Genomic DNA, 24,382 nt, shown 5'->3' on the forward strand with positions numbered 1-24,382 from the left:
TTAAGAACACTTATACCTTGAGGGACACCCTCTTGTGCTCGTTTTCCAGAGACCTATGCACATATGGTTGAGCGACCTACGGGTGAGTCTGCGAGTGAGGCCGGGCTCGCAGACCCCACAGACGCGCGGTCGAACTGCGGCGTTGGGGTAGTGATGGACCTCGACGGCGGCAGTGACCACTGGGTAGTATCGGACGGACTAGATCTTCTGGAGAACCTCGAACATCGAGGGACGACAGGGGCCGAGACGAACACCGGAGACGGGGCCGGAATCATGTTGCAGACGCCACACGACTTTTTCGCCGACGAGGTCGACGCCGATCTCCCCGCACCCGGCGAGTACGCCGTCGGGACGCTGTTTCTGCCGAAAGACGAGGACGAAGCGGCCGATCTGAAAGGGCTCGTCGAGTCGGAACTGGCCGCCGAAGGGCTGTCGGTCGTCGAGTGGCGGTCCGTCCCGACCGACAACGACGGCCTGGGCCAGACGGCACTGGACTCCGAACCCGAGATCGTCCAGTGTTTCGTCACCTCCGAGACGGGGGCCACCGGCTCCGAGTTCGACAACCAACTGTACGTCGGCCGACGCGCGCTGGAAACCACCGTCGAATCCGAGGAGCCAGCGGGCCACGAACGGTTCTACGTCGTCTCGCTGGCGACGGACGTCGTCGTCTACAAGGGCCTGCTGACCGCCGAACAGCTCCCGGACTACTATCCGGACCTCACCGACGAACGGCTCGAATCGACGTTCGCGATGGTCCACGCCCGGTTCTCGACGAACACGCTGGGCGCGTGGCACCTCGCACACCCCTACCGCCGGATCATCCACAACGGCGAGTTCAACACCATCCAGGGCAACATCAACTGGATGCGCGCCCGCGAGACCGACATCGCGAGCGACACCTTCGAGGGCGATCTAGAGACGATCAAGCCGATCATCGACGACCCCGAGCAGTCCGACACGGCGAGCGTCGACAACGCGCTCGAACTGCTCCTGCAGGGGGGCCGTGATCTCCCCCACGCGCTCCGGATGCTCATTCCCGAGGCCTGGCGCGGCGAGATGAACAACGTCTCCGGCGACCGGCGTGACTTCTATGACTACCACGCGTCGCTGGTCGAGCCCTGGGACGGCCCCGCACTCGTCGCCGCGACCGACGGCGACCGTATCGGTGCCGTACTCGACCGCAACGGACTCCGTCCCTGCCGGTACGACGTGTTGAAAGACAACACGCTCGTGATGTCCTCGGAAGCCGGCGCGCTGGACCACGACACGGGCGATATCAGCGAACGCGGCCGTCTCCAGCCCGGCCAGTGTTTCCTCGCAGACCCCGAGCAGGGGCGCGTCATCCCGGACGCCGAAGTGTTCGACGAGATCACCGACGAGAAGTACGGCGAGTGGGTCGACCAGGAGCAGGTCGACATCGAGGAGATCGCCGACCGCGACGACAACACGCCACAGGATGCGGTCGGCGGCCTGCGGAGCCACCAGGCGATGTACGGGTACACCTACGACGAGGTCGACCACCTCATCGAACCGATGGCCGAGAAGGGGAAAGACCCCGTCGGCTCGATGGGCGACGACACGCCGTTGTCGGTACTCTCGCAGTTCAACCGCCCGCTGTTTACCTACTTCAAACAGCTGTTCGCACAGGTGACCAACCCGCCGCTTGACTACATCCGGGAGGAACTGGTCACCTCCATGGAGTCGCGGCTGGGCTTCCAACGCAACCTGCTCGACGAGAGCAAGGAACACGCCCGCCAGCTCGTCGTCGACTCGCCGATCCTCACCGACGAGGAGACGCAGGCGATCAAGGAGATCGACGAGAACGGGATGTCGACGAAGGTCCTGGACATGACCTACGAGCCCGGGACTGACTTAGAGACCGCTGTCGAGGAACTCCGGGCGGCTGCCGACTCGGCGGCCGAGGACCACGACATCCTCGTCCTCTCGGACCGAGCGGCCGGCGACGACCGGGTCCCGATCCCGTCGCTGCTGGCGGTCGGTGGCATCCACCACCACCTCGTCCGCAACGGGCTGCGAAACCACGTCGGCCTCGTCGTCGAGTCCGGCGATCCGCGTGCGGTCCACCACTTCGCGACGCTGATCGGCTACGGCGCGGGCGCGGTCAACCCCTACCTGGCCTACCAGACCATCGAAGACCTGGTCGCCGGCCCGGACGGCGCGGACTTAGCGGATGCGATCGACGCGTACGTCGGTGCCGTCGAGGACGGCCTCCTGAAGACGATGGCTAAGATGGGCATCTCGACGGTGGAGTCCTACCAGGGCGCTCAGATCTTCGAGGCCGTCGGGCTCTCCTCGGATTTCATCGCGGAGTACTTCGAGGGGACGACCTGCCGGACGGAGGGGATCGGCGTCGGGGACATCGAGGAGGATCTCCTCCAGCGTCACGACGTGGCCTGGAGCGAGGACGAACCCGATATGCCCCGACAGGGCGAGTACGAGTTCCGTTCCAACGGCATCCACCACCAGTGGAATCCCGATACAGTCGGGAAGATCCAGCAAGCCGTCCGCACCGGCGACTACGATATCTACAAGGAGTTCGCCGGGCTCATCAACGAGCAAAACGAGCAGCTCCAGACGCTGCGCGGGCTGCTGGAACTGGATTCGGATCGTGAGTCCGTCCCGATCGAGGCCGTCGAGCCCGTCGAAGACATCGTCACGCGCTTCGAGACGGCGGCGATGTCGCTTGGCTCGCTCTCTCCGGAGATGCACGAGAACAACGCCATCGCGATGAACCGCCTCGGGGCCAACGCCAACACCGGCGAGGGCGGCGAACCACCCGAGCGGTTCGGCACCGAGAAGGAGTGTACGACCAAGCAGGTCGCCTCCGGGCGCTTCGGCGTGACCTCCGATTACCTCGCCTCGGCCGATGAACTCCAGATCAAGATGGCACAGGGCTCGAAGCCCGGCGAAGGGGGCCATCTCCCCGGGATGAAGGTCAACGAGATGATCGCCCACGTCCGGTACGCGACGCCGGGTGTCGGGCTCATCTCGCCGCCGCCGCTGCACGACATCTACTCCATCGAGGACCTCAAACAGCTCATCCACGACCTGAAAGCGAGCAACCCGGAGGCCGACATCAACGTCAAACTGGTCGCCGAAGACGGCATCGGTACCATCGCGGCCGGCGTCGCGAAGGCCAACGCCGACGTGGTCCACATCTCGGGCCACGACGGCGGGACCGGCGCCTCGCCGAAGACCTCCATCAAGAACGCCGGGCTCCCCTGGGAACTGGGTGTCGCGGAGGCCAACCAGATGCTCCGGGCGACCGGGCTGCGCTCCCGGATCAAGATCACTACCGACGGCGGGATGAAGACCGGCCGCGACGTCGCCGTCGCCGCCCTGCTCGGCGCCGAGGGCTACACCTTCGGGACCGCCTCGATGGTCACATCGGGCTGTGTGATGGCCCGCCAGTGCCACGAGAACACCTGTCCGGTCGGCGTCGCCACCCAGAACGAGAAACTCCGCGACCGGTTCCCCGGCGAGCCACAGCACGTCATCAACTACATGACCTTCGTCGCCCAGGAACTCCGGGAACTGATGGCCGAACTGGGCTTCGAGTCGATCGACGAGATGATCGGGCGCGCGAGCGTCCTCCAGATGCGCGACGACGTCGAACAGCCCAAAGCACGGAAGCTGGACCTCTCGTCGGTGATCGCCGAACCCGCCGGCGACGACGGTCGCTACAAGCAACAGGAGCAGACCCACGACGTCGACGAGCAACTGGACTGGGACCTGATCGAAGCCGCCGAACCGGCAATCGAGAACGGCGAACCGGTCGCCATCGACACCGGGATCGACAACGTCGACCGCGCCGTCGGCGCGACCCTCTCGAACCGCATCTCCCGGGAGTACGGCAAACAGGGCCTACCGGACGACACCGTCCGGGTCGACATGGACGGGACCGCCGGCCAGTCCTTCGGTGCGTTCCTCGCGAAGGGCGTCACCATGGAACTGACCGGGACCGCGAACGACTACGTCGGCAAGGGCCTCTCAGGCGGGAAACTCGTCGTCAACACGCCCGAGGAAGCCACCTACGCGGCCGACGAGAACATCGTCATCGGCAACGTCGCCCTCTACGGCGCGACCCGGGGCGAGATCTACGTCAACGGGCGGGCCGGCGAACGCTTCGCCGTCCGCAACTCCGGGGTCAAAGGCGTCGTCGAGGGCGTCGGCGACCACGGCTGTGAGTACATGACCGGCGGCGCTATCGTCGTCCTGGGCGATACGGGGAAGAACTTCGCGGCCGGGATGTCCGGCGGCGTCGCCTACGTCTACGACCCCGACGGTACCTTCGCCGAACAGGCGAACACCGGCATGGTAACCATCATGGACGAGTTGGAGGGGAAAGATCGCCAGATGATCACCCGACTGGTCGAGAACCACGCCGCATACACCGACTCCGAGCGGGCGGCGGAACTGCTCGATGACTGGGATACTGTCGTCGAGAACTTCACCAAGGTGATGCCCGACGCCTACGCCGAGGTGATCTCCGACCGCGAGCGCGACGACGTGCGCAACGAGCCGCCGGCCTCGGCCACCGCGGCCGCCGACGCCTCGGAGACCGACTTCGCGGCCTCGACCGACGACTGAGCGACTGGCGTTCGTCGAACAGTCGGACGGTGATCGCCGCCGATCGGTCCGAGACTGACCCCATTCGTTTTCTTCCGCCCGTCCGATAGCCGAGATATGGAGACCGCGCTGATTATCGGGGGGACACGGTTCATCGGGCGATACACCGTCGAGGAGTTCCGGGACGCCGGCTACGACGTCACGACGTTCAACCGGGGCCGCCACGACGACCCCTTCGCCGACGACGACAGCGTCTCGCAGGTGACCGGCGATCGGCGCGAGCGCGACGCGCTCGAACGCGCCCACGAGACCGTCGACCCCGATGTCGTCGTCGACTGTGTCGCGTACTTCCCGGCGGACGTCCGGACAGCGACGGACGTGTTCGCCGACAGCACGTACGTCTACGTCTCAAGCGGCGCGGCCTACGGCGTCGATCGGACGCCGAAACGGGAGGGGGAGACGCCGCTTACGGATTGCTCGCCCGAACAGGCGATGACCGACAGCACCGAGACATACGGCCCACGAAAGGCCGAAGGCGACCGTGTGGTGTTCGCGGCGGCCGAGGCGGGCGTCCGTGCGATGAGCGTCCGACCGACCGTGGTCTACGGCCCACACGACTACACCGAGCGGTTCGCGTACTGGATCGACCGCGTCGACAGTTACGATCGGATCGTCGTCCCCCAGGACGGGCTGAGCCTCTGGCAGATGGTCTACGTCGAAGATGTCGCCAGTGCCCTGCGAACCGTCGCCGAGGAGGGGACCGCAGGCGAGGCCTACAACGTCGGCGACGAACACGCCCCGACGCTCGCCGAGTGGATCGACCTGCTGGTCGAGACCTGTGCGACCGACGTGGAGACGGTCGGGGCAAGCGCTCGCGAACTCGCGACCGAAGGGATCGAGCCGACCGACTTCCCGATCTACCGGCGGCCGCCGCATCTCCTGTCGACCGCGAAGCTCCGGGGGCTGGGATGGTCCGCGACGGACCACGCGACCGCGCTCGACCGGACCGTCGCCGAACACCGAGCGAGCGGCCGGACGGGGCGGGACCACGGGCCGGACCGGACCGTCGAACGGTCCCTCATCGAGCGGTTGGACGAGTGAGCTACGCCGGCCGGAGCGTCGTCTGTTTGGTCTCGTACTCCTCTAGGAAGGCGTCGATCCCGCCGACGGAGACGCGCCGATCGCCGGTGTCGACGACCAGCGAGTTCTCGAAGCCGAAGTCGCTGTCGGGCGGATCGAGCAGGTTCTGTCGCACGTCGACGACCTCGCCCACGATGGTCTCGAAGGGGTCGTCGGTCCCGGTCGGACGGGCGTACAACTCCGCGGTCAGTCGCTGGCCGGCACGCCGATGCAGCGTCGCCGCGAGGACGCTGTGCCTGAACATCCGCGAGGTCAGCGGTAGCTCCGGCGGCCGCGTGACCGCGACTGTCTCGCCGATCGGCCAGTAGTTCCCCAGATACGACCCGACCAACACCGCCGCGATCGCCTCCTGGGAGAAGGTGATCGCCCGCGTCTCGTCGTGGTCCCAACTGAGCATCGTCGCCGGCGAGACGAACCCCCGTTGCTGGTCGATCGACAGCAGTGAAGGCGCACCGCCGAGACCGATCCGGACGACGGTCGCGACACCGTCGAGATCGAGCGACGACGGCGAGTCATCGGGTTCGTCCCCCGACGATCGATCGTTCGGCGAGAGGGTCAACAGGACCAACACACCGCGTTCGCGGGCCCGTCGGAGGCTCTCTCTGACCTCCGGCAGACGCCGGGACGGGATCTGCAAGACGACCTCGTGTTCGGCGGCGTCGATGTACTGTTCGAGCCGTTTGACGATCGTCGAGCGGGACTTGACGACCTCGAAGGAGTTGTCGTCGTCGGCCCGTTGCTCGTACCGCGCGGTCACTGCCGACTCGACCGTATCGAGTTCACTCCGGAGTGCACCGAACGCCTCTGCGGGGTCGACCGCCCGGATGCGCGTCGGCGTCCGGTGGTCCTCGACGCTGACGAACCCCTCGGTCGCCAACCGGTCGCAGATATCGTAGACGTAACTCGTCGAGACGCCGGCCGCGTCAGCGATGGTACTCGCCGTCGCGGACCCGCGCTCGACGACCGCGAGGTACGTCTCCGCCTCCGTCTCGGAGAGGCCGTAATGCTGGAGTGTCTCCCGGAGGGTCGCTGTATCCATACGCTCGTGGTCGCTCATCGTCACTCTCGCACCGGAATAGCGACACGTTCACCGAGCGGAAATATAAGTGTGGGTGGGAAGGGCGCCGATCAGGACGAGCGGCGTGCCTCTTTCAGCAGGTCGACGACGTCTTCCATCGTCGGGTCCTGGCTCCGAGCGGTCGAGGATTGTGCGTCCGCACTGCCGGGTACCGGATCGGGATCGGTGATGCTCGCCGTGTTCTGTACGGTAAGGGTCGTCGTCGGTCCGCCCTGTCCGACCGTGAGTTCGTACTCGCCGGCTTCGACGACCTTCGGACCGAGCGCCAGCACGTCACCGGGGACCACTTCCAGCGCACGCAGGTCGGCAGTGACCTCGACGGTCGTCCGTTCGCCGGCGTCGAGCGACACCCGTTCGTACCCCAGTAGTCGGCGGATCGGCTGGAGGACCGACCCGTACGACTGGGTGTTGTACAGTTCGACGACGTGCTCGCCGGCCATCTCGCCCGAGTTCCGAACCTCGACCGTGACTGTGACTTCCGATCTGTTGGCCGGGTTGCCCACGGTCGGCGGTGTCACCGAGACCGACTCGTAGGTGAAGTCGGTGTAGGAGAGCCCGTGACCGAACTCGAACATCGGGGTGTTGTCGGTCGCACCGGTCGAGGTCGGGTCGTAGCGGTTGTACTGGACCGGTGCCGTTCCGACGTTTTCGGGCCAACTGAACGCGAGCTTTCCGGACGGGTTGTACTCGCCCACGAGGGTATCTGCGATCGCCGGGCCGCCGTCGCTCCCGGGCTGGCCGGCAAACAGCGCCGCGTCGAGTTTCGAGAACGTCTCCGGGGAGCCACGCGGGCTGCCGGCAAGGAAGACGCCGACGACCTGGGTCGAGTCGTCGACGGCCGAAACGACGGTATCGAGGAGGTCCTGCTGTGCCTCGTCGAGGACGAGTTCGTCGCGGTCACCGAAGCCCTCGTTGTGGGTCCCCTCACCGAGGACGACGACGACAGCGTCGGCGTCCGGTGCCGCGTCCTCGACCCGCTGGCGCTGGCTCTCCGTGAAGTCGAAGTTCCCGTTTTCGTCGGTCTGCTGGTCGGGTCCGTCACCCTGGCCGGCCCACCAGCCGGTGTTGTCGTAGGCGGTCGGGACGTGGGTGAGGTTCGCGACCCGGTCCCGGAGCGCGTCGGTCAGTAGGTTCTGTCTCGGGTACGGGCCGCCGGCACTGGCGCCCTGCCAGCCGAGCGTCCAGCCACCGTGTTGCATCAGTGCCCGGGTGTTGTTGCCGTTGCTGTCGACGCCCGGTCCGGTCAGTAACACGTCGTCCTGGCTCGATATGGGGAGCGCCCCGTCGTCGTTTTTCAGCAGGACGAGGGACTCCCTGGCCAGTTGTTCGGCAGTGTCGGCCGCGCCGCCGAGCCGTTGGCCGATGCGTGACTCGTCGACTGTCGGCTGGTCGAACAGCCCGAGGTCCACCTTCAGTTCCAGGATGCGACGGACCGCTTCGTCGATGCGGTCCATCTGAATCTCGCCGTCCTCGACGAGGCTCACGACGGTGTCGACGTACTGGACCGGGCCGGGTGCCGAACCCCCGTTACCGATCATGTACATGTCGACGCCGGCGTTGATCGCCTCCTTTGTCGCGGTCCGGAAGTCCGGCGCGTAGTCGTGGTTGGTTATCATCCGGTTGAGGTCGTCCCAATCGGAGACGACCACGCCCTCGAAGCCGTAGTGGTCCCGGAGCATCCGCGTCAGCAGCCAGTGGGAGGCGTGGGCGGGCTTGCCGTTGACCGCTCCGCTGTTTACCATCACCGTCCCGGGTTCGGATTCGAGTGCGTCGCGGTAGGGCGGCATGACGTTCGTCCGGAGATCACGCAGCGACGTGTCGACCGGCGCCCGGTCGTTGCCGTTGTTGGGCGTCGAGTACGCGGCGAAGTGTTTGACACAGGCGGTCAGCCGGTCGTCGTCCTCCAGTGCGTCCGCCCGAACCCGCGAGATGTCGCCAGTGAGTTTCGGGTCCTCGCTGATCCCCTCGAAGAACCGGCCCCAGCGTGGGTCCCGCTGGAGGTCCGTCGTCGGCGCGAACGTCCAGTGTGCCCCCATCGAGGCCGTCGCGTCGCTGGTGTGGCGTTCGGCCTCGGCGATCAGGTCGGGGTCTCGGGTCGCGCCCATGTTCATCCGCTGTGGGAACGCCGTCGCGCCCTCCAGTAGGACGTTTCCGTGGGTCGCGTCGACGCCGTAGAGGAACGGGATCCCGTGGTCGGAGTTGTTCAGATTGTACTCCTGGAGGTCGTTGACCCCCTCGACGACGTCCGACGCCTGGAAGGAGGGGGGTTCGGCCCCGCCCGAGAGGATCGAGCCGACGCCGAGGTCGCTGAAGTACTCGCCGACGGTGTCGACCCCGAAATTGTCGGGAACGTTCGACTCGCTTGGCTCGGGTTCGAAGGAACTGATCGCGACCTGTGTCATCTGGGCCGCCTTCTGTTCGAGCGTCAACTCGTCGATGATCGCGTCCACGTCAGTCTGTGCCGCCGCAGTCCCGGTGCCGGCGACGACTACCCCCGTCGCCGCACCGGTCGCCTTCATGAACGTCCGACGGGACGTCTCCCCGAGCGTCCCCTCGGTCGTGTCGTTGTGATGTGCCATCGCGTTCCACCCCAATCAGTGATTATAATTATCGTTTTGGGAAAATCTTCGTGAGGAGACGTTCCAAACGTTTGTTTCCGACTCGTCTGAATCGAATTATCCGCGAGATGGGATCGACAGGAGGACAAACCGTTTTCCCACCGCGGGGACGAGAGGCAGGTATGTTCGACAAGCGCACCTGGATTCGGCTCCCGCGCAACGTCGTGGTCGGCCACGGCGTCCTGGGGGAGACGATCGACGCAGTCGAGGAACTCCACCTCGCGGGCCGACCGCTGGTCGTCTCCAGCCCGACACCCCACGACGTGGCCGGCGAGCGCGTCGTCGAGCAGTTCGCCGACCAGGGGTACGATCCGGCCGAGATCGTCATCGACGAGGCGAGTTTCGGCGCCGTCGAGACGGTCATCGACTACGCGGAGTCCGTCGAAGCCGGCTTCCTGCTGGGCGTCGGTGGCGGGAAGGCCATCGACATCACGAAGATGGCCGCAGACGACCTCGGCCTGGGCTTCGTCTCGGTGCCGACCGCGGCCAGTCACGACGGGATCGTCTCGGGCCGGGGATCGGTTCCGGAAGGCGACACGCGCCACAGCGTCGCCGCCGAGCCCCCGCTGGCGGTCGTCGCCGACACGACGGTGCTGGCCGAAGCCCCCTGGCGGTTGACGACAGCCGGCTGTGCAGACATCATCTCGAACTACACGGCCGTCCGGGACTGGGAACTGGCCCAGCGGTTACAGAACGTCGAGTACTCGGAGTACGCTGGCGCGCTGGCTCGCATGACCGCTGAGATGCTCGTCGAGAGCGCGGGCTCGGTCAAACGCGGTCTGGAGGAGTCGGCCTGGATCGTTGTGAAGGCACTGGTCTCTTCGGGGGTCGCGATGTCGATCGCCGGCTCCTCCCGGCCCGCGTCCGGGGCCGAACACCTCTTCTCGCACCAACTGGACCGGCTCGTCCCGGACGCCGCACTGCACGGCCACCAGGTCGGCGTCGGCTCGATCATCACGGCGTACCTCCAGGACGGCGAGAAGGGGATGTGGCGCAATATCCGCGACGCGCTGGCACAGATCGGTGCCCCGACGACCGCCGAGGAACTGGGGATCGACGACGGGACGGTCGTCGACGCGTTGACGACCGCCCACGAGATCCGCGACCGCTACACGATCCTGGGCAACGGGATGAGCGAGGAAGCCGCGATCGAGGCCGCGACGGTCACGGGCGTCATCTGATCACAGCGGTGCGTCGACGGTATGGGTCGGCTCCCACCGGTGGTTCTCCGGAGCAGCATCCGGATCGGCCGCGTCGGCCGCGTAGACGACAGAGAGCCGATAGACGGCATCCGATCCGGGTTCGTCCTCGTGTCTGATCCCGCGGATCGTCGCCTCGACGGCCTCACGCGGGCGACAGTCGATTCCGGCCTGCCCGCGTGCGATCCGTCGGGCCGCCGCATCGATCGGCTCGCCCGGGTCGGTCTCCCCGCACGGGAGCCCCATCCCGTCGTCGCCCGGCCGCACCAGTACCTCGCCCGCGTTGTTGGTGATTGCGACCCGGACCTGGAACACACCCTCCAGAGATCGGTCGATCGCCGCCCGGTACCGATCGCCCGTCGTCACCACCGTCTCCTGGTTGATTCGCGGCGACTGCTCCCCCGCTGTGAGGCGGTCCAGCCGCTCCTGGACCTGCTCCCGTGCCCGGTCTACCCCCTCCATGTGCCCGACGTGCGACCGCGCCGACATAAATCCGGCACGTCGTTTTCACGGGCAGAAACTACGACTCGTCGGCGTCGACGTGCTCGTCGAGAAAGTCGACGACGCGGCTGTAGGCCTCGATACGGTTCTCGCGCTTGCTGATCCCGTGACCCTCGTCGTCGAAGACGAGCTTCTCGACCGGGACGCCCTGCTCGCGTGCGTGCTCGGCGATCTGTTCGGCCTCCCCGACCGGGACACGGGGGTCGTTCGCTCCGTGGAGGACGAACAGCGGTGCCGCGATCCGGTCGACGTTGTTGATCGGCGAGATGGATTCGAGGAACTCGCGGTCCTCCGCAAGCGAGCCGTACTCGGCCTCTCGCAGCGAGCGCCGCCAGTCGCCGGTGTTCTCCAGGAAGGTGACGAAGTTGGCGATGCCGACCACGTCGACGCCGGCCGCCCACAGGTCGGGGTACTCCGTCAGCGCCGAGAGGACCATGAACCCGCCGTAGGAGCCACCCATGGCGACGATACGGTCGGGGTCGACCGCCGGCCGGTCGTGGAGCCACTCGACGCCCGCCCGGAGGTCCCGCACCGAGTCCAGGCGCTTCTCGACGTCGTCCAGGTGGGTGTAAGCCTTGCCGTAGCCCGTCGACCCGCGGACGTTTGGCTCGAAGACGGCGTAGCCCCGCGAGAGGAAATATTGGGTCAGCCCCGAAAACGAGGGGCGGCGCTGACTCTCGGGACCGCCGTGGATGTCGACGATCACCGGCGTCTCGCCCGCTGGAGGGTCCGCTGGCAGCGAGAACAGCGCCGGAATCTCGCGGCCGTCGAACGACTCGAAGCGGACGACCTCGGGTTCGATAAACGTCTCGGGCGGAATGCCGGCCGTCGAGGCCCGTGTCCAGCGCTCGCTCTCGCCCGTCTCGGTCTCGACGACGAAGACGTTCGTGTTCTGTCGCCGGCCGGTGACGCCGAGGGCGAACCGCTCGGCGTCGGGCCCCCAGGAGACGCCGCCGGCGAGCCCGCCCGGAAGGTCCGGCGCCGGGAACTCCTCGATAGCCGTCGGGCCGGTCAGTTCGCCGACGGTGAGTTCGGTGTACCCATCGACGTTGCGCGAGTAGACGAGCCGGCCCGACTCCCGGTCCAGCGCCACGCCGTCGATGTTCCACTCGCCGCCGTCCCGGACCGTCTCCAGCGTGCCGTCCAGTCGGAGCCGCGCCAGCGAGAGCGTATCGCTGCCCTCGTCGGTAACGAGGTAGAGCGCCTCACCGTCGGGTCCCCAGGAGACGCTCGTATATCGGACCGAGCCCTCGTGTGGGGTGAGGTGGTCCAACTCGCCGCTGTCGACGTCGAGGACGGAGACGTCCTGGTCGAAACTGGAGTGGGCCTCGCTGACGACCAGTTTCTCGCCGTCGGGCGACCACCCGCCGACCGAGAACCAGCCGTCGCCCTCGTAGACGAGTTCGGCGTCGCCTTCTCGCTCCTGGACGTAGACGTCGAAGACCGCCTCGTCGCGGCGGTTCGAGGCGAACGCGAACCGGTCGCCGTCGGGGTGCCAGCCCCCCCAGCGGTGTTTGGCGTCCGGCCGCTCGGTCAGGTTCGTCACCCGGCCGTCCTCGTCGAGTCGATACAGTTGCAGTCGCTCGTTGCCGCCCCGGTCCATCCCGAAGACCAGTTCCGGCCTGGTCGGCGAGTAGTCGACGAAACTCACCGGCTCGTCGGCGAAGGTCCGCTGGTCGGGCCAGCCACACGGCTCGTCGAGGGTCCAGACCTGGGCGACGCCCGTCGTGTCCATCAGGAACGAGAGCTGTCCGTCCGGGCCGAGCGACGCGCCGTAGGCGCTGTGGACATTCAGATAGCGTTCGAGGTCGTACTCGTACACGGCGGAATCGAGGCGTCCGACGGCAAAAACGCTTTGTGGCGAACGGGTGGCTTTTTCACCGCCCCCCGTGTGCCGACGGGTATGCGTGTCGCGGTCGTCGCCATGGAGACGCCCCACCACCGTGACACCGAGGGACGACGCCGGCTGGAACGGCTCGCGACCCACCTGGCCGACGCCGGCCACGAGGTCACCGTCTTCTGTGCGCAGTGGTGGGACGGACAGAACAGCCGCTTCGAGCCCGAAGACGTCGCCTACCGTGCGGTCACCGCCACTCCGACCGAGCCCTCGTTCTGTCTCAGGCTCCCGGCACTGCTCGCGGGCCACAACCCGGACGTGATCCACGCACTCTCACACCCGCCGGGGATCGCGCTCGCGGCCGGGTTCGGCGGGACACTCGCCAGAGCGCCCGTCGCCGTCGACTGGTTCGGCGACGAGCCGCTACCCCGCTCCCGGACAACAGGACTGGCACTGCGGTGGGCCGACCGGGTCACCGTCCCGGCGCAGATGCAACGGACCCACCTCCGGGAACGTGGCTACGACGGCGCGACGGGGATCGTCCCCGAGAGCATCGACATGTCGACGGTCCGGGAGACGGAGCCGGCCGAGGACATCGACGTGGTCTACGCCCACCCGCTGGACGAGAGCGCGAACGTCGAGTCGCTCCTGCTGGGACTCGCCGAGCTACGCGACCGGGACTGGTCGGCGACCGTCGTCGGCGACGGCCCCGAGCGGGCGACCTACGAGCAGGAGGTTTCGGACCTCCGGATCGACGACCGCGTGACCTTCGTCGGCGAGTGTGACCGCGAGCGCCGGGTCTCGATCTACAAGGGCGCACACACGTTCGTCCAGACCGCCGTCCGCGAGCAGTTCGCCACCGAGTTGCTGTGGGCGATGGCCTGTGGCTGTCTCGGGATCGTCGAGTACCAGGCCGAATCGAGCGCCCACGAACTGGTCGAGCAGCGCGAGCGGGCCTTCCGGGTGACCAACCCTCAGGAGATCGCCGACACCATCGTCGAGTCGGCCGACCACGAGCGCCGGGACATCGACGACTCCTTCGCCGAGTTCGACCACGACGCCGTCCGGGGCAGATACGAGGCCATCTACGACGAACTCGTCGCCGAACACGGTCTCTGGTGAGGCGCAACGAAACCCGTTTCCCCCTCCCGCCGCTACCGGAGACAATGACCGCCGACGAGACGCAGGCACCGGACCCGGCCGACGAGACAGCGGGAGACGCGGCGTCGGACGACGACCCAGAAATCGAACTGGACGCGGTCTACGACGCCATCGACGCAGTCGGCCGTCCACACCTGACGGCGACTGAGCTTTCCCGGAAGACCGACCTGACGCCCGACGAGGCTCGCGAGGCACTGGAGACCCTCGCGGCCGAGGGCGACATCCAGCGCCAGGACGTGGCCGACATCGATTCGGTGTGGTATCCGGCCGACCTCGCCGAGGTGACCGACCGCGAGCGGGTCGTCCTGTTCCCCGATCGGCGCGAGATCGTCGTCGAACACCCCCACCAGTTCACGCGGGCACAGCTCTCGCAGTTCGCCCGTCTGCAGGACACCAACCGCTCGGGCGGGTACGTCTACGAACTCCGCGAGGAGGACATCTGGGCGGCCCCACACGAGTCCCTGGACGACCTCCTCGCGACGATGCGGGACGTACTGGGCGAGCGCTCGCCCCACCTCGAAGAGTGGGTGACCAGCCAGTGGGAACGGGCCCGGAAGTTCCGGCTCTACACCCACGAGGACGGCTACGTCGTCCTGGAAGCCGAGAACGACGATCTGATGGGGAACGTCGCCCGGCAGAAACTCGACGACGACCACCTCCGGGCACCCATCTCGGATTCGGAGTCGTGGGTCAACGCCGACGCGACCGCCGCAGTCAAACGGACCCTCTACGAGGCCGGGTATCCCGTCAGGGACGACCGCGAACTGGAGACCGGCGACGCCCTGGAGATGGAGCTTCGCCTGCGGCTCCGGGACTACCAGGCCGACTGGGTCGAGCGCTTTACCGACCAGGGATCGGGCGTGTTCGTCGGGCCGCCGGGCTCGGGTAAGACCGTCGCCGCGATGGGTGCGATGGCGGCCATCGGCGGCGAGACGCTGATCCTGGTTCCGTCGCGGGAACTCGCGACACAGTGGCGGGACGAACTGGTCCGACACACGACGTTGACCGACGACGACATCGGCGAGTACCACGGCGGTACCAAGGAGATCAAGCCGGTGACCGTCGCTACCTACCGGACCGCCGGGATGGACCGCCACCGGAAGCTGTTCGACCAGCGCAAGTGGGGACTGATCGTCTACGACGAGGTCCACCACGTCCCCAGCCCGATCCACCGCCGCAGCGCGGACCTCCAGACGAAACACCGCCTCGGCCTGACCGCGACGCCGACCCGCGAGAGCGACGACGAGGAGGAGATCTTCACCCTCGTCGGCCCGCCGATCGGCACCGACTGGGGGAAACTGTTCGACGAGGGCTACGTCGCCGAACCCGAAGTCGAGATCCGTCTGGTCCCGTGGGGCAGCGACACCGAGCGCAGCGAGTACGCCACCACCTCTGGCCACGGGCGTCGGCAGGCCGCCGCCGGGAACACTGGGAAAATCGAGGAGATCCAGTACACGCTCGAACAGCACCCGGCCGCGAAGGCGCTGGTCTTCGTCGAGTACCTGGACCAGGGCGAGGCGATCAGCGAGGCCATCGACGTTCCCTTTATCAGCGGTGAGATGCCCCACGCGCGCCGCGAGAAGTTGTTCGACGAGTTCCGCCGCAGCGAGCGTGACACGCTGTTGGTCTCGCGTGTCGGCGACGAGGGGATCGACCTGCCGGACGCCGAACTCGCCATCGTCGCCTCCGGGCTCGGGGGGTCGCGCCGCCAGGGCGCACAGCGGGCCGGGCGGACGATGCGGCCGGCCGGCGACGCCCGGATGGTCGTGCTGGCGACCCGCGGGACGACCGAGGAGGACTTCGTCCGCCGACAGATGCGACATCTCGCCTCGAAGGGGATCAGGGTCAACGAGACCGAATCCGAGGTCGTCGAGACGCCCGTCGACGGGGAGTGATCGGGGGCGCGGCCCAGTTAGTCGTCGTCGAACCGGCTCGGGTCCGCGGCCGCCTGGACGACGTTGACCGCGGCGACGTTCTCGGGGACGTCGTGGACCCGGACGATGTCGGCCCCGCGCTCGGCGGCCAGCGTCGTCCCGGCGATCGTCGCCTCCAGACAGTCGCCGGCCTCCTCGCCGACCAGGCTGAACAGCGACTTGTGGGAGTGGCCGACCAGGATCGGACAGCCCAGCGCCTGGAACTCGTCGAGTCGGTCAAGCAACTCGAAGCTCTCGGCGGCGGACTTCCCGAAGCCGACGCCGGGATCGACGATGATCTGCTCGCGGTCCAGTCCGGCCTTCTCGGCCAGCAGGACCCGCTCGGTCAGGGCGTCAATGCAGTCCGTGACGACGTCGTCGTAGTGGATGTCGCTGTCGGGGTCGACCGGGACCTCGATGGAGTGCATCACGACGACTGGGACGTCGTACTCGGCGGCGACCAACCGCATCTCGGGGTCTTCCAGCCCGGAGACGTCGTTGAGGATGTCCGCGCCGGCGTCTAAGGCCGCCCGGGCGACGGCGGCCTTCCGGGTGTCGACCGAGAGCGCCACGTCGTGGTCGGCGAGGGCTTCGACGACCGGGACGACCCGCTCGCGTTCCGCCTCGACCGGGACCACGTCGGCGCCGGGCCGGGTCGACTCCCCGCCGATGTCGAGGATGTCGACGCCGGCCTCGATCATCCCCTCGGCACGGGAAACGGCGTCCTCGACGGCGTTGTACTCGCCGCCGTCGTGGAACGAGTCCGGCGTGATGTTGAGGATGCCCATGACGGCGGTCCCGTCCGACCAGGGGTAGTCGCCGTCCTCGGCCGGCTGTTGGATGTCCAGCGCCGCCCGGAGTTCGTCGGCGAACGTCGAGAGGCCGTACGGTTGGCCGTCGAGTTTGTCGGCCAGGCGCTTGAACTGGGCCATCGTCGCCATCATGACGATATCGACGTTCTCCTCGTCCTGGTTGTTCAGCCCCGAGATCGCACACTCCCCGCCCAGCGAGAGCAGTTCTTCCTTGAGATACTGGCCCTGGCGGGGCTGGACGCGGGTCCGCAGGACGCGGTGAACGCCCTTCCCGCGCATCCGCCAGGCACCGGCCTCGGTGACGTGAGCGTCTTCGAGCGTCCGGCGAGCCTCCGGGATCGAGTCGACGCGTTTCGGGACCATCGGTCGCGCCCACCGGGTTCGGGCCTCCCGGACCGCGTACAGCGATCCGGTGACCAGTACCGCGTCGTCGGGGTCGGCCGCGTCGAGTGCCATCCCGACAGCGCCGGCGACGTCCGATCGGGTTTCGACGGTCGCGTCCGTCGTCGTCCGGAGTGCTTCGGCGACCACGTCCGAGGCTTCCGCCCGGTCGACGTTGGGATGGCAGGCGACGGCGTGGTCGAACGCCGGCAGCGCCTGTGCGATCCGCTCGTGGTCCTTGTCGACCATCGCACCGACGACGACGTGGAGGTCGTCGTAGTCGAAGGTTCCGAGTGTCTCGGTGACCCGCTCAACGCCGCCGGGGTTGTGCGCGCCGTCGAGGACGACCAGCGGGTCCTCGCCCATCACCTCGAAGCGGCCGGGCCAGTGGGCGTTCCGTAACCCGCGTTCCAGATCGGTCGGCGAAACGTCGGCGACCTGGCGACACAGCGTCGCCGCGACGCCGGCGTTGGTCGCCTGGTGTGCCCCCAGCAGAGGGAGGCGGGTCTCGACCCGCCAGTCGGGGCCCTCGACGGTGACGGCACCTTCCAGTCCCTCGCGGCCGCGGTAGGTCACGGTCACGTCCGCGTCACCGTCGCCGACGGTCACCACGTCCCCGGCGACCTCCCGGACGGCTGCCAGCGCGTCGCCGGTCGTCGCGGTGACCAGCGGGGCGTCGTCGGGGGCGACGTGGGCCTTGTCCGTCGCGATCTCGGTGACGGTATCCCCGAGGATGTGGGTGTGTTCGAGCGTCACCGAAGTGACGGTACTAGCGATGGGATCGACGACGCTGGTGGCGTCGTACTTGCCGCCGATCCCGACCTCTAGGACGGCGACATCGACGTCCTGGCGGTCGAACTCCCAGAGTGCCAGCGCCGTCAGCGTCTCGAAGAAGGTCGGCGACTCGCCGACTGCGCCTTGTGCTGTGAGGTGCGGTTCGGCCGTCTCGACGAACTCCACGAGCGCGCTCTCGGGGATCTTCCGTCCGTTGGTGCGGATGCGTTCGCGGACGTCGTCGAGGTGGGGCGAGGTGTAGAGGCCGACGTCCAGTCCGGCCTCCCGCAGGGTTCGCTCGACCATGCGGGCGGTCGACCCCTTCCCGTTCGACCCGGCGATCTGGATACAGTCCAGCCCCTCGTGGGGGTTTCCGAGCGACGACAGCAGGTCCCCCGTGGCGTCGGTTCCGGGTCGGGAGGCGAACCGGCGCAACTCGAAGAGGAAGTTCGCGGCCTCGTGGAACTCCATGCTCGCGGTAATCACGTCGTCGCGCTTTAGCCTGTCGGACCTACGACTCCCGCTGGAGCCACCGGACGACCACACCGCTCAGCGCGACGAAGGCCACGCCCAGCAGCGGCGCCCGGTCGAGGCTCCCGTTCGCTCCCGGAGGCGGGGAGCTGTCCGGGGACGACTCGTCATCGGAGCGAGAGTCGGCCTCGGCTGTCCGCTCGTCGTCGGTCGGCTCACCCTCGGCGGCGTTCGGGTCGTCGACCGACTCGTGCGGTGCGCTCTCACTCGACTCGTCGTGTTCGGCCACGGCAGCGTTCGAGTCGTCGGCCGACACTCCGGCGTCGCGCTCTTCGGTCGCCGTCTCCCCGACGGCAGTGTCGAACTCGGTCGGCTCCGTGCCACCGATCTCGTCGACGCCAGTGACGTCCTCGCCGGGGACATCGTCGGGACTCCGGACGCGCTCGGCGCTCGTGTGCCGGCCTTCGGTTGCCGTGAGGTCCGCCGGAGGGGGCGTCTCCCCCCAGGCGGGGCGCTCGGCTCCGTCGTCGACCGACTGCTCGCCCGTGCGGTTCCGGCGCCGGTACCACCACAGACTCACCGTCGCCACCCCGACACCGACGAGGGCGACGCCAGCGGCGAGCAGCCCGTATTCGCCGACCAGCGATCGAATATGGCCGGTTTCTGTCCGCCCGGCCGCCGGATCGACCTCGTCGGCGCTCGTGTCGGTGCCACCGGGGAACGGCGTCACTCGCTTCGAGTCGGGATCGAACTCCGCGGGCACCTCGACCCCGGGAACCACCCTCGCCGCCCGCCTGACCACGTCCGTGTCGACGTCGATGCGGACGACCGTGTAATCGCTCATATGTCCGTCTTGGACCCCGGGGAGCAAAAACAGCGGTGGCTCGACAGCCGGACCAGTGATGCCGGCGGCGACACGGTCACTCGAACCGGTGATCGAGCGGGACGGCTCGTTCGTCGCCGGCGACTACCGCTCCGTCTCTCGGCCCCGTTCTCCGGCCTCCAGCCCCGTCACCGTCTCGTCGGTGCCGCCATCTCCGTCGGCTTCCGCGACGGCCCGCTCGTCGACGACGGCACGTGCCGAGGGTGCGTCCCGATCCGCCGTCTCCTCGTCGAGGAGCGAGCGGAGACGCGCTTCGAGTTGTGCCTCGCTCAGTTCCCCCTCGACGTACTGGCGTGTGAGTTCCTCGCGGCGCTCCTCGACGGTCGGTTCGGGCGGTTCGAACCGGTCGGCGAGTCCCAGCGCGGACAGCGGCGGGAGGAGCCGCTCCAGTCGGCTCAGTCCGTCGGCGACCCGCTGGCTCTTCGGTAGGGAGGCCCGGCTGGCCAGTTCAGCCACCAGCGCTACGACGAGAACGATATCGAGTCCCGCAAGCAGGAACGTTCCGAGGATGAACGCCGGGAGCGTCGGGAGGAGGGGGCCGCCGCTGACGAGCGTCGTGAGCGTGGTGACGACGCCGGCGACGGCGACTCCGACAGTTCCCAGCGTCGTCAGGACGACACCGGCGAACAACAGCCAGTGGCGGTTCTCGGAGAGCCAGGTCACACCGTCACTAGTCGGAGTCACGTCAAATGGCTTGCGTCACCGTGCCGACGACACGGGAAGCGACGGTCACGGGGACGACGGTCACGGGGAGACGCGGTCGCCGTTCTCAGTCGTGACGGAACGACCGCTGGCCGGTGAACACCATCGCCATGTCGTGTTCGTCCGCGGCCTCGATGACCGAATCGTCGTTGTTCGAGCCACCGGGTTGGATGACGGCCTCGATCCCCGCCTCCGCGGCTTCCTCGATACCGTCCGGGAACGGGAAGAAGGCGTCCGATGCCATCACGGCACCCTCGGCGTCTTTCCCCTCGGCGTGCTCGTCGGCTTTCATCGCGGCCAGGCGGACGGCGTCGACCCGGGAGACCTGCCCCATGCCGATGCCGACCGTCTCCGTCCCTCTGGCGAAGAGGATGCCGTTGGACTTGACGTGTTTGAGCGTGTGCCAGGCGAACAGCATCGACTCGATCTGGTCGTCGGTGGGTTCACGCTCCGTGACGACCTCCAGGTCCGCTGCCGAGAGGTGTTGGGTGTCCCGTTCCTGGACGAGTCGGCCACCGACGAGGGGTTTCTCGGTGAGCGTGTCCGTGACCTCGAAGTTGTCGGATCGGCCGGACTCGTCCGTCGGGCCGCTCACGGGGCTCACGTCCAGCACGCGGAGGTTCTCCTTCCGGAAGAGGACGTCCAGTGCGGCGTCGGTGTACCCGGGAGCGACGACGACCTCTTTGAACGAGTCGATGATCCGTTCGGCGGTGTCGGCGTCACACTCGCGGTTCAGCGCGACGATGCCGCCGAAGGCGCTCATCGGGTCCGTCGAGAGCGCGTCGGTGTAGGCTTCCGAGAGCGTGTCGGCGGTGGCACAGCCGGCCGGGTTGGTGTGTTTGATGACCGCCGCCGCGGGCTCCTCGAACTCCTTGATGAGGTTCAGCGCGCCGTCGGCGTCGTTGTAGTTGTTGTACGACAGCCCCTTCGCGCCCTCGTTGAGCTGGTCGGCGTGGACGACACTGGCCTCCGAGACGGTGGTGTCGGCGTACAGCGCGGCGTCCTGGTGGGGGTTCTCCCCGTAGCGCAGGTCGGCGGCGCGGTCGTCGGAGACGATCCGGCGAGCCGGGAACTCCCCGCCCTCGTCGCCCTCGACGGTGACGGTGCCGTCGTCCTCGACGGTGACGCGGTCCTGGGCGAACCACTTGATCGCCCGCGGGTAGGCGGTGAACTCGCCCTCGTAGAGGACCCGCTCTTTCAGAGAGGCTTCGTCGTCGCCCTCGAAGACGGGGATCGGCTCCTGGGTGACGATGGGGCCGCCGTCGACCGTCTCGTCGACGACGTGGACCGTACAGCCCGAGACTTTCACGCCCGATTCGAGTACCTGCTCGTGAGCGTCGGCTCCCGGGAAGTTCGGCAGGAGCGACGGGTGGACGTTCAACGTCGTCGGTGTCCCGTCCAGAAACGTCTCGCCGAGGATGCGCATGTAACCGTCCAGGGCGACGAGGTCGAAGTCGTACTTCGAGAGCGCGTCAAGGACGCGCCGTTCGTGGGCTTCGCGGGTCTCCTCGGAGTCGTGCTCGACGACCTCCGTCGGGAGACCGCGTTCGGCAGCGGCTTCGAGGACCGGGGCGTCGCCGTCGTTGGTCACTACGACAGCGAACTCCGCCCCGCCCGGAGCGCGGTCGGCGATGTTCAGCAGGTTTCGGCCACGGTTGCTGGCCATACCGGCGAGTTTCATATCTGAGTGGCTGCGGGGAGCGCGCAAAGTAGTTGCGAAACGAGCGTTGGACGGACCGAGACAGTGAGCCGAGCGCCGGCACGGTTCCGTGTCGGTGTCCCTTTGTAGCCGGCCCCGTAGCCTCGGGTATGGCGAACGGACGGAGCCAGTTGGCGGGCGCTGTCGCAGCCGTCGGTGGCCTCCTCTGGACGGGCTGGGCTGGCGCGGCACACGTCTTGGGTGAGACACCGACCCCGCTGGTCGGTGCCATCGTCGTTTCGACAGTCGGCGTCGTCGCCGGCTGTTACGCCGTCGAGGAGTTCTACGGCCAGCGCATGAAACGACCCGGGACGGCCGGCGCCTGGCTGGGTGGCCTCTCCGGCCTCGTCTTCGCGGTCGGACAGGGACTCCGGCTCGCGACCGGCGGCGGCGACGGCGTGTTGGCCGTCGGCGTGCTTGGCCTGTCCGTAGGGTCGCTGTTGGTGGCAACTGGCCTGGTTCGGACCCGAATCCAGCCCCCGTGGCTGGGCGTTCTGCTCGCGCTCGGCACGATCGGCTTTCTCCTGTACGAGGCGATCCCGGCCGCGGCCGCCCTCTACGGGATCGCCTGGATCGCGCTCGGTCAGGACTTCTACCGCTACGACCCACCCGACGGCCGCTTCGGCGAGTCGACCGACGACTACGGCTGGCTCTCCTGATCGGGTCGGGACCGACGCTATCTGGGAACAGCTATACGGTCTGCGATCACAGCATCCGTCATGATCGACCAGACAGTTCGAGAGATAGAGGAGATGGATACACAGAGCGCTTCGATCGTGGCCGTCAAGGCCGCGAACGCACTGCTCGACCTCACCGAGCGAGAGGCCCACAGCGTCGAGGAGTTCCAGCGAACGCTCGAACGCAACAGCGGCGCCCTCCAGCGGGCGAACCGCTCGCACGCACCGCTGTATACGACCCAACAGCGGATCGTCGAATCGGTGGCCGAGGCGGACCCGACCACGGTTGCGGAGGCCAAGGCAGTCCTGGAGAGCGTCGTCGAAGACGTCGTCACCGAACTCGAATCCAGTAAGGCCGCCGCGGCCGACCGGGGGGCCGAGCTGATCGAAGACGGCGATGTCCTGCTGACACACGGGAGCTCCTCGACCGTGTTGGCGACGCTGGAACGGGCACTCGAAAACGGCACGCAGTTCGACCTGTACGTCACGGAGACACGGCCGCGCTATCTCGGTCGGCGGACGGCACGGCAGTTGAGTGATCGCGACGGCGTCGACGTGACGCTCGTCGTCGACGGTGCCGCCGGGCACGCGCTGCGGGAGTGTGACCGGGTCCTCGTCGGGATGAACTGTCTGATCGACGATCGGCTGTACAACCGGATCGGGACCTACCCGATCGTCGCCACGGCCGCCGACCAGGACGTGTCCGTCACCGTCGTGGCCTCCTCCTCGAAGTTCATCGGCAGCGGATTCACCTTCCAGAACACGTACCGCTCGCCCTCCGAGGTCACGCTCGAACCGCCCGAGGGGTTCGACGTACTGAACCCGGGCTACGACGAGGTCCCGACGCGCCTGCTCGATATCGTCGTCACCGAGGACGCGATACTGGAGTTCTGAGCCGTGGGACCGCCCTCGCCGAAACGCTGAGGTGCCAGGCTCGTGACCACCCTGGTGTGACAGACGACCAGACCGACCCCGTCAAGGCGGCGCTGTCCGGCTCGATAGACCTCTACGACATCGCCTCGTGGGACGTACGGTCACCACTCGATCGGGTATCGGTGTCGTTGTACGGCCTCTTACACGCCTCCCGGCGATGGCTGTTGATCGCCGTCGGCGTCCTCCTCTTTTTCGCCCAGTTGGCCGCGACAGTGTTGCTGGTCGTTCGCCGGCCCTCGGTCGGCGTCCTGGCGACGCTGTCGGCGCTGCCGGCCCTCGCGATCGTCGGCTATCTCTGGTACGACGATCCGACGATCCGCGAGCCGATCGAACCCCTGGCGATCACCTTCGTCCTGGCGATCGTCTTCGCCAGTATCGCCGCCCTGTTCAACACGCTGTTGCAGCCGTTGTTCAGGCTCGTCCCGGTCGTCGGGATGGCGCTGTTTTTCTTCGTCGTCGTCGGCCCGATCGAGGAGACGGTCAAGTGGCTCGGGATCAGAGTCGGCGCGTTCGACACCATCGACGCCGTCGTCGACGGCGTGGTGTACGGCGCAGTCGCCGGCCTCGGGTTCGCGACCATCGAGAACCTGCTGTATATCTCCCAGGGCTACCTCCAGGCCACCTCGACACAGACCGCGGAACCGGTGCTGGCGGCAGTCCAGACGGCGACGAGTCGCGCGTTCGTCGGCCCGGGCCACGTCCTCTACTCCTCGTTTGCCGGCTACTACCTCGGGCTCGCGAAGTTCAACCCCGAGAACAAAGGGCCAATCGTCGTGAAGGGCATCCTCATCGCCGCACTCGTCCACGCCATCTACAACACGTCTGTGACATACCTCCCCAGGATCGTCCCTTGGAACCTCCTGACGTTCGTCGGTTTCGTCGTCGTCTTCGACGCCGTCGTGGGCTACGCGCTCTACCGGAAACTCTCCCGGTACAAACACCACTACCACGAGACCGAGGCCGCGGGCGACCCGTAACGACACGCTTTTTCGCGCCTCTCGCGTCCCCTCTCG

Annotated in this window: 16 protein-coding genes; 8 read left to right on the forward strand and 8 right to left on the reverse strand. The window is 67.6% G+C overall.

From position 1 onward, the window contains the following. The first annotated feature begins 63 nt into the window (after positions 1 to 63). A complete protein-coding gene (gene gltB / locus P0204_RS06740; RefSeq protein ID WP_276222773.1) occupies positions 64 to 4,611 on the forward strand; it encodes a glutamate synthase large subunit in 4,548 nt (1,515 codons plus the stop codon). 96 nt (positions 4,612 to 4,707) lie between these two features. Continuing rightward, on the forward strand, positions 4,708 to 5,691 hold the full coding sequence (locus P0204_RS06745) for an NAD-dependent epimerase/dehydratase family protein (RefSeq protein WP_276222775.1): 984 nt from the start codon (positions 4,708 to 4,710) through the stop codon (positions 5,689 to 5,691). 1 nt (position 5,692) lies between these two features. Here P0204_RS06745 and P0204_RS06750 read toward each other — a convergent pair whose 3' ends face one another. Further along, positions 5,693 to 6,787, reverse strand: coding sequence for a TrmB family transcriptional regulator (locus P0204_RS06750; RefSeq protein WP_276222777.1), 1,095 nt, complete (start codon positions 6,785 to 6,787; stop codon positions 5,693 to 5,695). 71 nt (positions 6,788 to 6,858) lie between these two features. Beyond that, positions 6,859 to 9,387, reverse strand: coding sequence for a beta-glucosidase family protein (locus P0204_RS06755; RefSeq protein WP_276222779.1), 2,529 nt, complete (start codon positions 9,385 to 9,387; stop codon positions 6,859 to 6,861). A 161-nt stretch (positions 9,388 to 9,548) separates the two neighbouring features. Here P0204_RS06755 and P0204_RS06760 point away from each other — a divergent pair, with 161 nt between their 5' ends. Continuing rightward, positions 9,549 to 10,607, forward strand: a complete 1,059-nt coding sequence (locus P0204_RS06760) for an NAD(P)-dependent glycerol-1-phosphate dehydrogenase (protein ID WP_276222782.1) — start codon at positions 9,549 to 9,551, stop codon at positions 10,605 to 10,607. Here P0204_RS06760 and P0204_RS06765 read toward each other — a convergent pair whose 3' ends face one another. Together P0204_RS06765 and P0204_RS06770 are read right to left on the reverse strand one after the other, a co-directional pair. Continuing rightward, positions 10,608 to 11,087 carry an NUDIX hydrolase gene (locus P0204_RS06765; protein WP_276222783.1) on the reverse strand — a complete coding sequence of 160 codons (480 nt, stop codon included), beginning with the start codon at positions 11,085 to 11,087 and terminating at the stop codon, positions 10,608 to 10,610. Positions 11,088 to 11,145: 58 nt separating this feature from the next. Continuing rightward, positions 11,146 to 12,948 (reverse strand): S9 family peptidase, encoded by a 1,803-nt coding sequence (locus P0204_RS06770; protein ID WP_276222785.1) that lies wholly within the window; start codon positions 12,946 to 12,948, stop codon positions 11,146 to 11,148. Between the two features lie 81 nt (positions 12,949 to 13,029). On the opposite strand from P0204_RS06770, the gene P0204_RS06775 reads away from it, so the two are divergent. After that, entirely contained in the window at positions 13,030 to 14,085 is a 1,056-nt protein-coding gene (locus P0204_RS06775) for a glycosyltransferase family 4 protein (RefSeq protein WP_276222786.1), read from the forward strand. Positions 14,086 to 14,129: 44 nt separating this feature from the next. After that, the gene (locus P0204_RS06780; RefSeq protein WP_276222787.1) at positions 14,130 to 16,019 is read left to right on the forward strand and encodes a DEAD/DEAH box helicase; all 1,890 of its coding nucleotides are present in this window, start codon (positions 14,130 to 14,132) and stop codon (positions 16,017 to 16,019) included. Positions 16,020 to 16,036: 17 nt separating this feature from the next. Here P0204_RS06780 and folP read toward each other — a convergent pair whose 3' ends face one another. The 4 genes from folP to purH all read right to left on the reverse strand — a co-directional run bounded on the left by folP (position 16,037) and on the right by purH (position 21,741). Further along, complete coding sequence (folP, locus tag P0204_RS06785) at positions 16,037 to 18,475, reverse strand: dihydropteroate synthase (RefSeq protein WP_276222789.1); 2,439 nt, start codon at positions 18,473 to 18,475, stop codon at positions 16,037 to 16,039. A gap of 40 nt (positions 18,476 to 18,515) precedes the next feature. Further along, on the reverse strand, positions 18,516 to 19,319 hold the full coding sequence (locus P0204_RS06790; protein ID WP_276222791.1) for a hypothetical protein: 804 nt from the start codon (positions 19,317 to 19,319) through the stop codon (positions 18,516 to 18,518). A gap of 123 nt (positions 19,320 to 19,442) precedes the next feature. Next, entirely contained in the window at positions 19,443 to 20,021 is a 579-nt protein-coding gene (locus P0204_RS06795) for a hypothetical protein (protein ID WP_276222792.1), read from the reverse strand. Positions 20,022 to 20,127: 106 nt separating this feature from the next. Continuing rightward, entirely contained in the window at positions 20,128 to 21,741 is a 1,614-nt protein-coding gene (gene purH, locus P0204_RS06800) for a bifunctional phosphoribosylaminoimidazolecarboxamide formyltransferase/IMP cyclohydrolase (RefSeq protein ID WP_276222793.1), read from the reverse strand. Positions 21,742 to 21,869: 128 nt separating this feature from the next. Between purH and P0204_RS06805 the strand changes: the two genes are divergently transcribed. From P0204_RS06805 to P0204_RS06815, 3 genes are read left to right on the forward strand one after another with little or no spacing between them, the layout of a single operon-like run. Then, entirely contained in the window at positions 21,870 to 22,418 is a 549-nt protein-coding gene (locus P0204_RS06805; RefSeq protein WP_276222795.1) for a hypothetical protein, read from the forward strand. A 60-nt stretch (positions 22,419 to 22,478) separates the two neighbouring features. Further along, positions 22,479 to 23,330 carry an eIF2B alpha/beta/delta subunit family protein gene (locus tag P0204_RS06810; RefSeq protein ID WP_276222797.1) on the forward strand — a complete coding sequence of 284 codons (852 nt, stop codon included), beginning with the start codon at positions 22,479 to 22,481 and terminating at the stop codon, positions 23,328 to 23,330. A 56-nt stretch (positions 23,331 to 23,386) separates the two neighbouring features. Then, a complete protein-coding gene (locus tag P0204_RS06815) occupies positions 23,387 to 24,346 on the forward strand; it encodes a PrsW family intramembrane metalloprotease (protein ID WP_276222799.1) in 960 nt (319 codons plus the stop codon). The last annotated feature ends 36 nt before the right edge of the window (positions 24,347 to 24,382 follow it).

It is taken from the genome of Haloarcula halophila (assembly GCF_029278565.1).
In the GTDB taxonomy this organism is placed as follows: Archaea; Halobacteriota; Halobacteria; order Halobacteriales; family Haloarculaceae; genus Haloarcula; species Haloarcula halophila.

Bases quoted from the DNA above. Each gene is read 5' to 3' on its own strand.
- P0204_RS06750 (WP_276222777.1), bottom strand. From the start codon at position 6,787: ATGAGCGACCACGAGCGTATGGATACAGCGACCCTCCGGGAGACACTC.
- P0204_RS06790 (WP_276222791.1), bottom strand. From the start codon at position 19,319: ATGAGCGATTACACGGTCGTCCGCATCGACGTCGACACGGACGTGGTC.
- P0204_RS06755 (WP_276222779.1), bottom strand. From the start codon at position 9,387: ATGGCACATCACAACGACACGACCGAGGGGACGCTCGGGGAGACGTCC.
- purH (WP_276222793.1), bottom strand. From the start codon at position 21,741: ATGAAACTCGCCGGTATGGCCAGCAACCGTGGCCGAAACCTGCTGAAC.
- gltB (WP_276222773.1), top strand. From the start codon at position 64: ATGGTTGAGCGACCTACGGGTGAGTCTGCGAGTGAGGCCGGGCTCGCA.
- P0204_RS06805 (WP_276222795.1), top strand. From the start codon at position 21,870: ATGGCGAACGGACGGAGCCAGTTGGCGGGCGCTGTCGCAGCCGTCGGT.
- P0204_RS06760 (WP_276222782.1), top strand. From the start codon at position 9,549: ATGTTCGACAAGCGCACCTGGATTCGGCTCCCGCGCAACGTCGTGGTC.
- P0204_RS06775 (WP_276222786.1), top strand. From the start codon at position 13,030: ATGCGTGTCGCGGTCGTCGCCATGGAGACGCCCCACCACCGTGACACC.
- P0204_RS06745 (WP_276222775.1), top strand. From the start codon at position 4,708: ATGGAGACCGCGCTGATTATCGGGGGGACACGGTTCATCGGGCGATAC.
- folP (WP_276222789.1), bottom strand. From the start codon at position 18,475: ATGGAGTTCCACGAGGCCGCGAACTTCCTCTTCGAGTTGCGCCGGTTC.
- P0204_RS06780 (WP_276222787.1), top strand. From the start codon at position 14,130: ATGACCGCCGACGAGACGCAGGCACCGGACCCGGCCGACGAGACAGCG.
- P0204_RS06810 (WP_276222797.1), top strand. From the start codon at position 22,479: ATGATCGACCAGACAGTTCGAGAGATAGAGGAGATGGATACACAGAGC.
- P0204_RS06765 (WP_276222783.1), bottom strand. From the start codon at position 11,087: ATGGAGGGGGTAGACCGGGCACGGGAGCAGGTCCAGGAGCGGCTGGAC.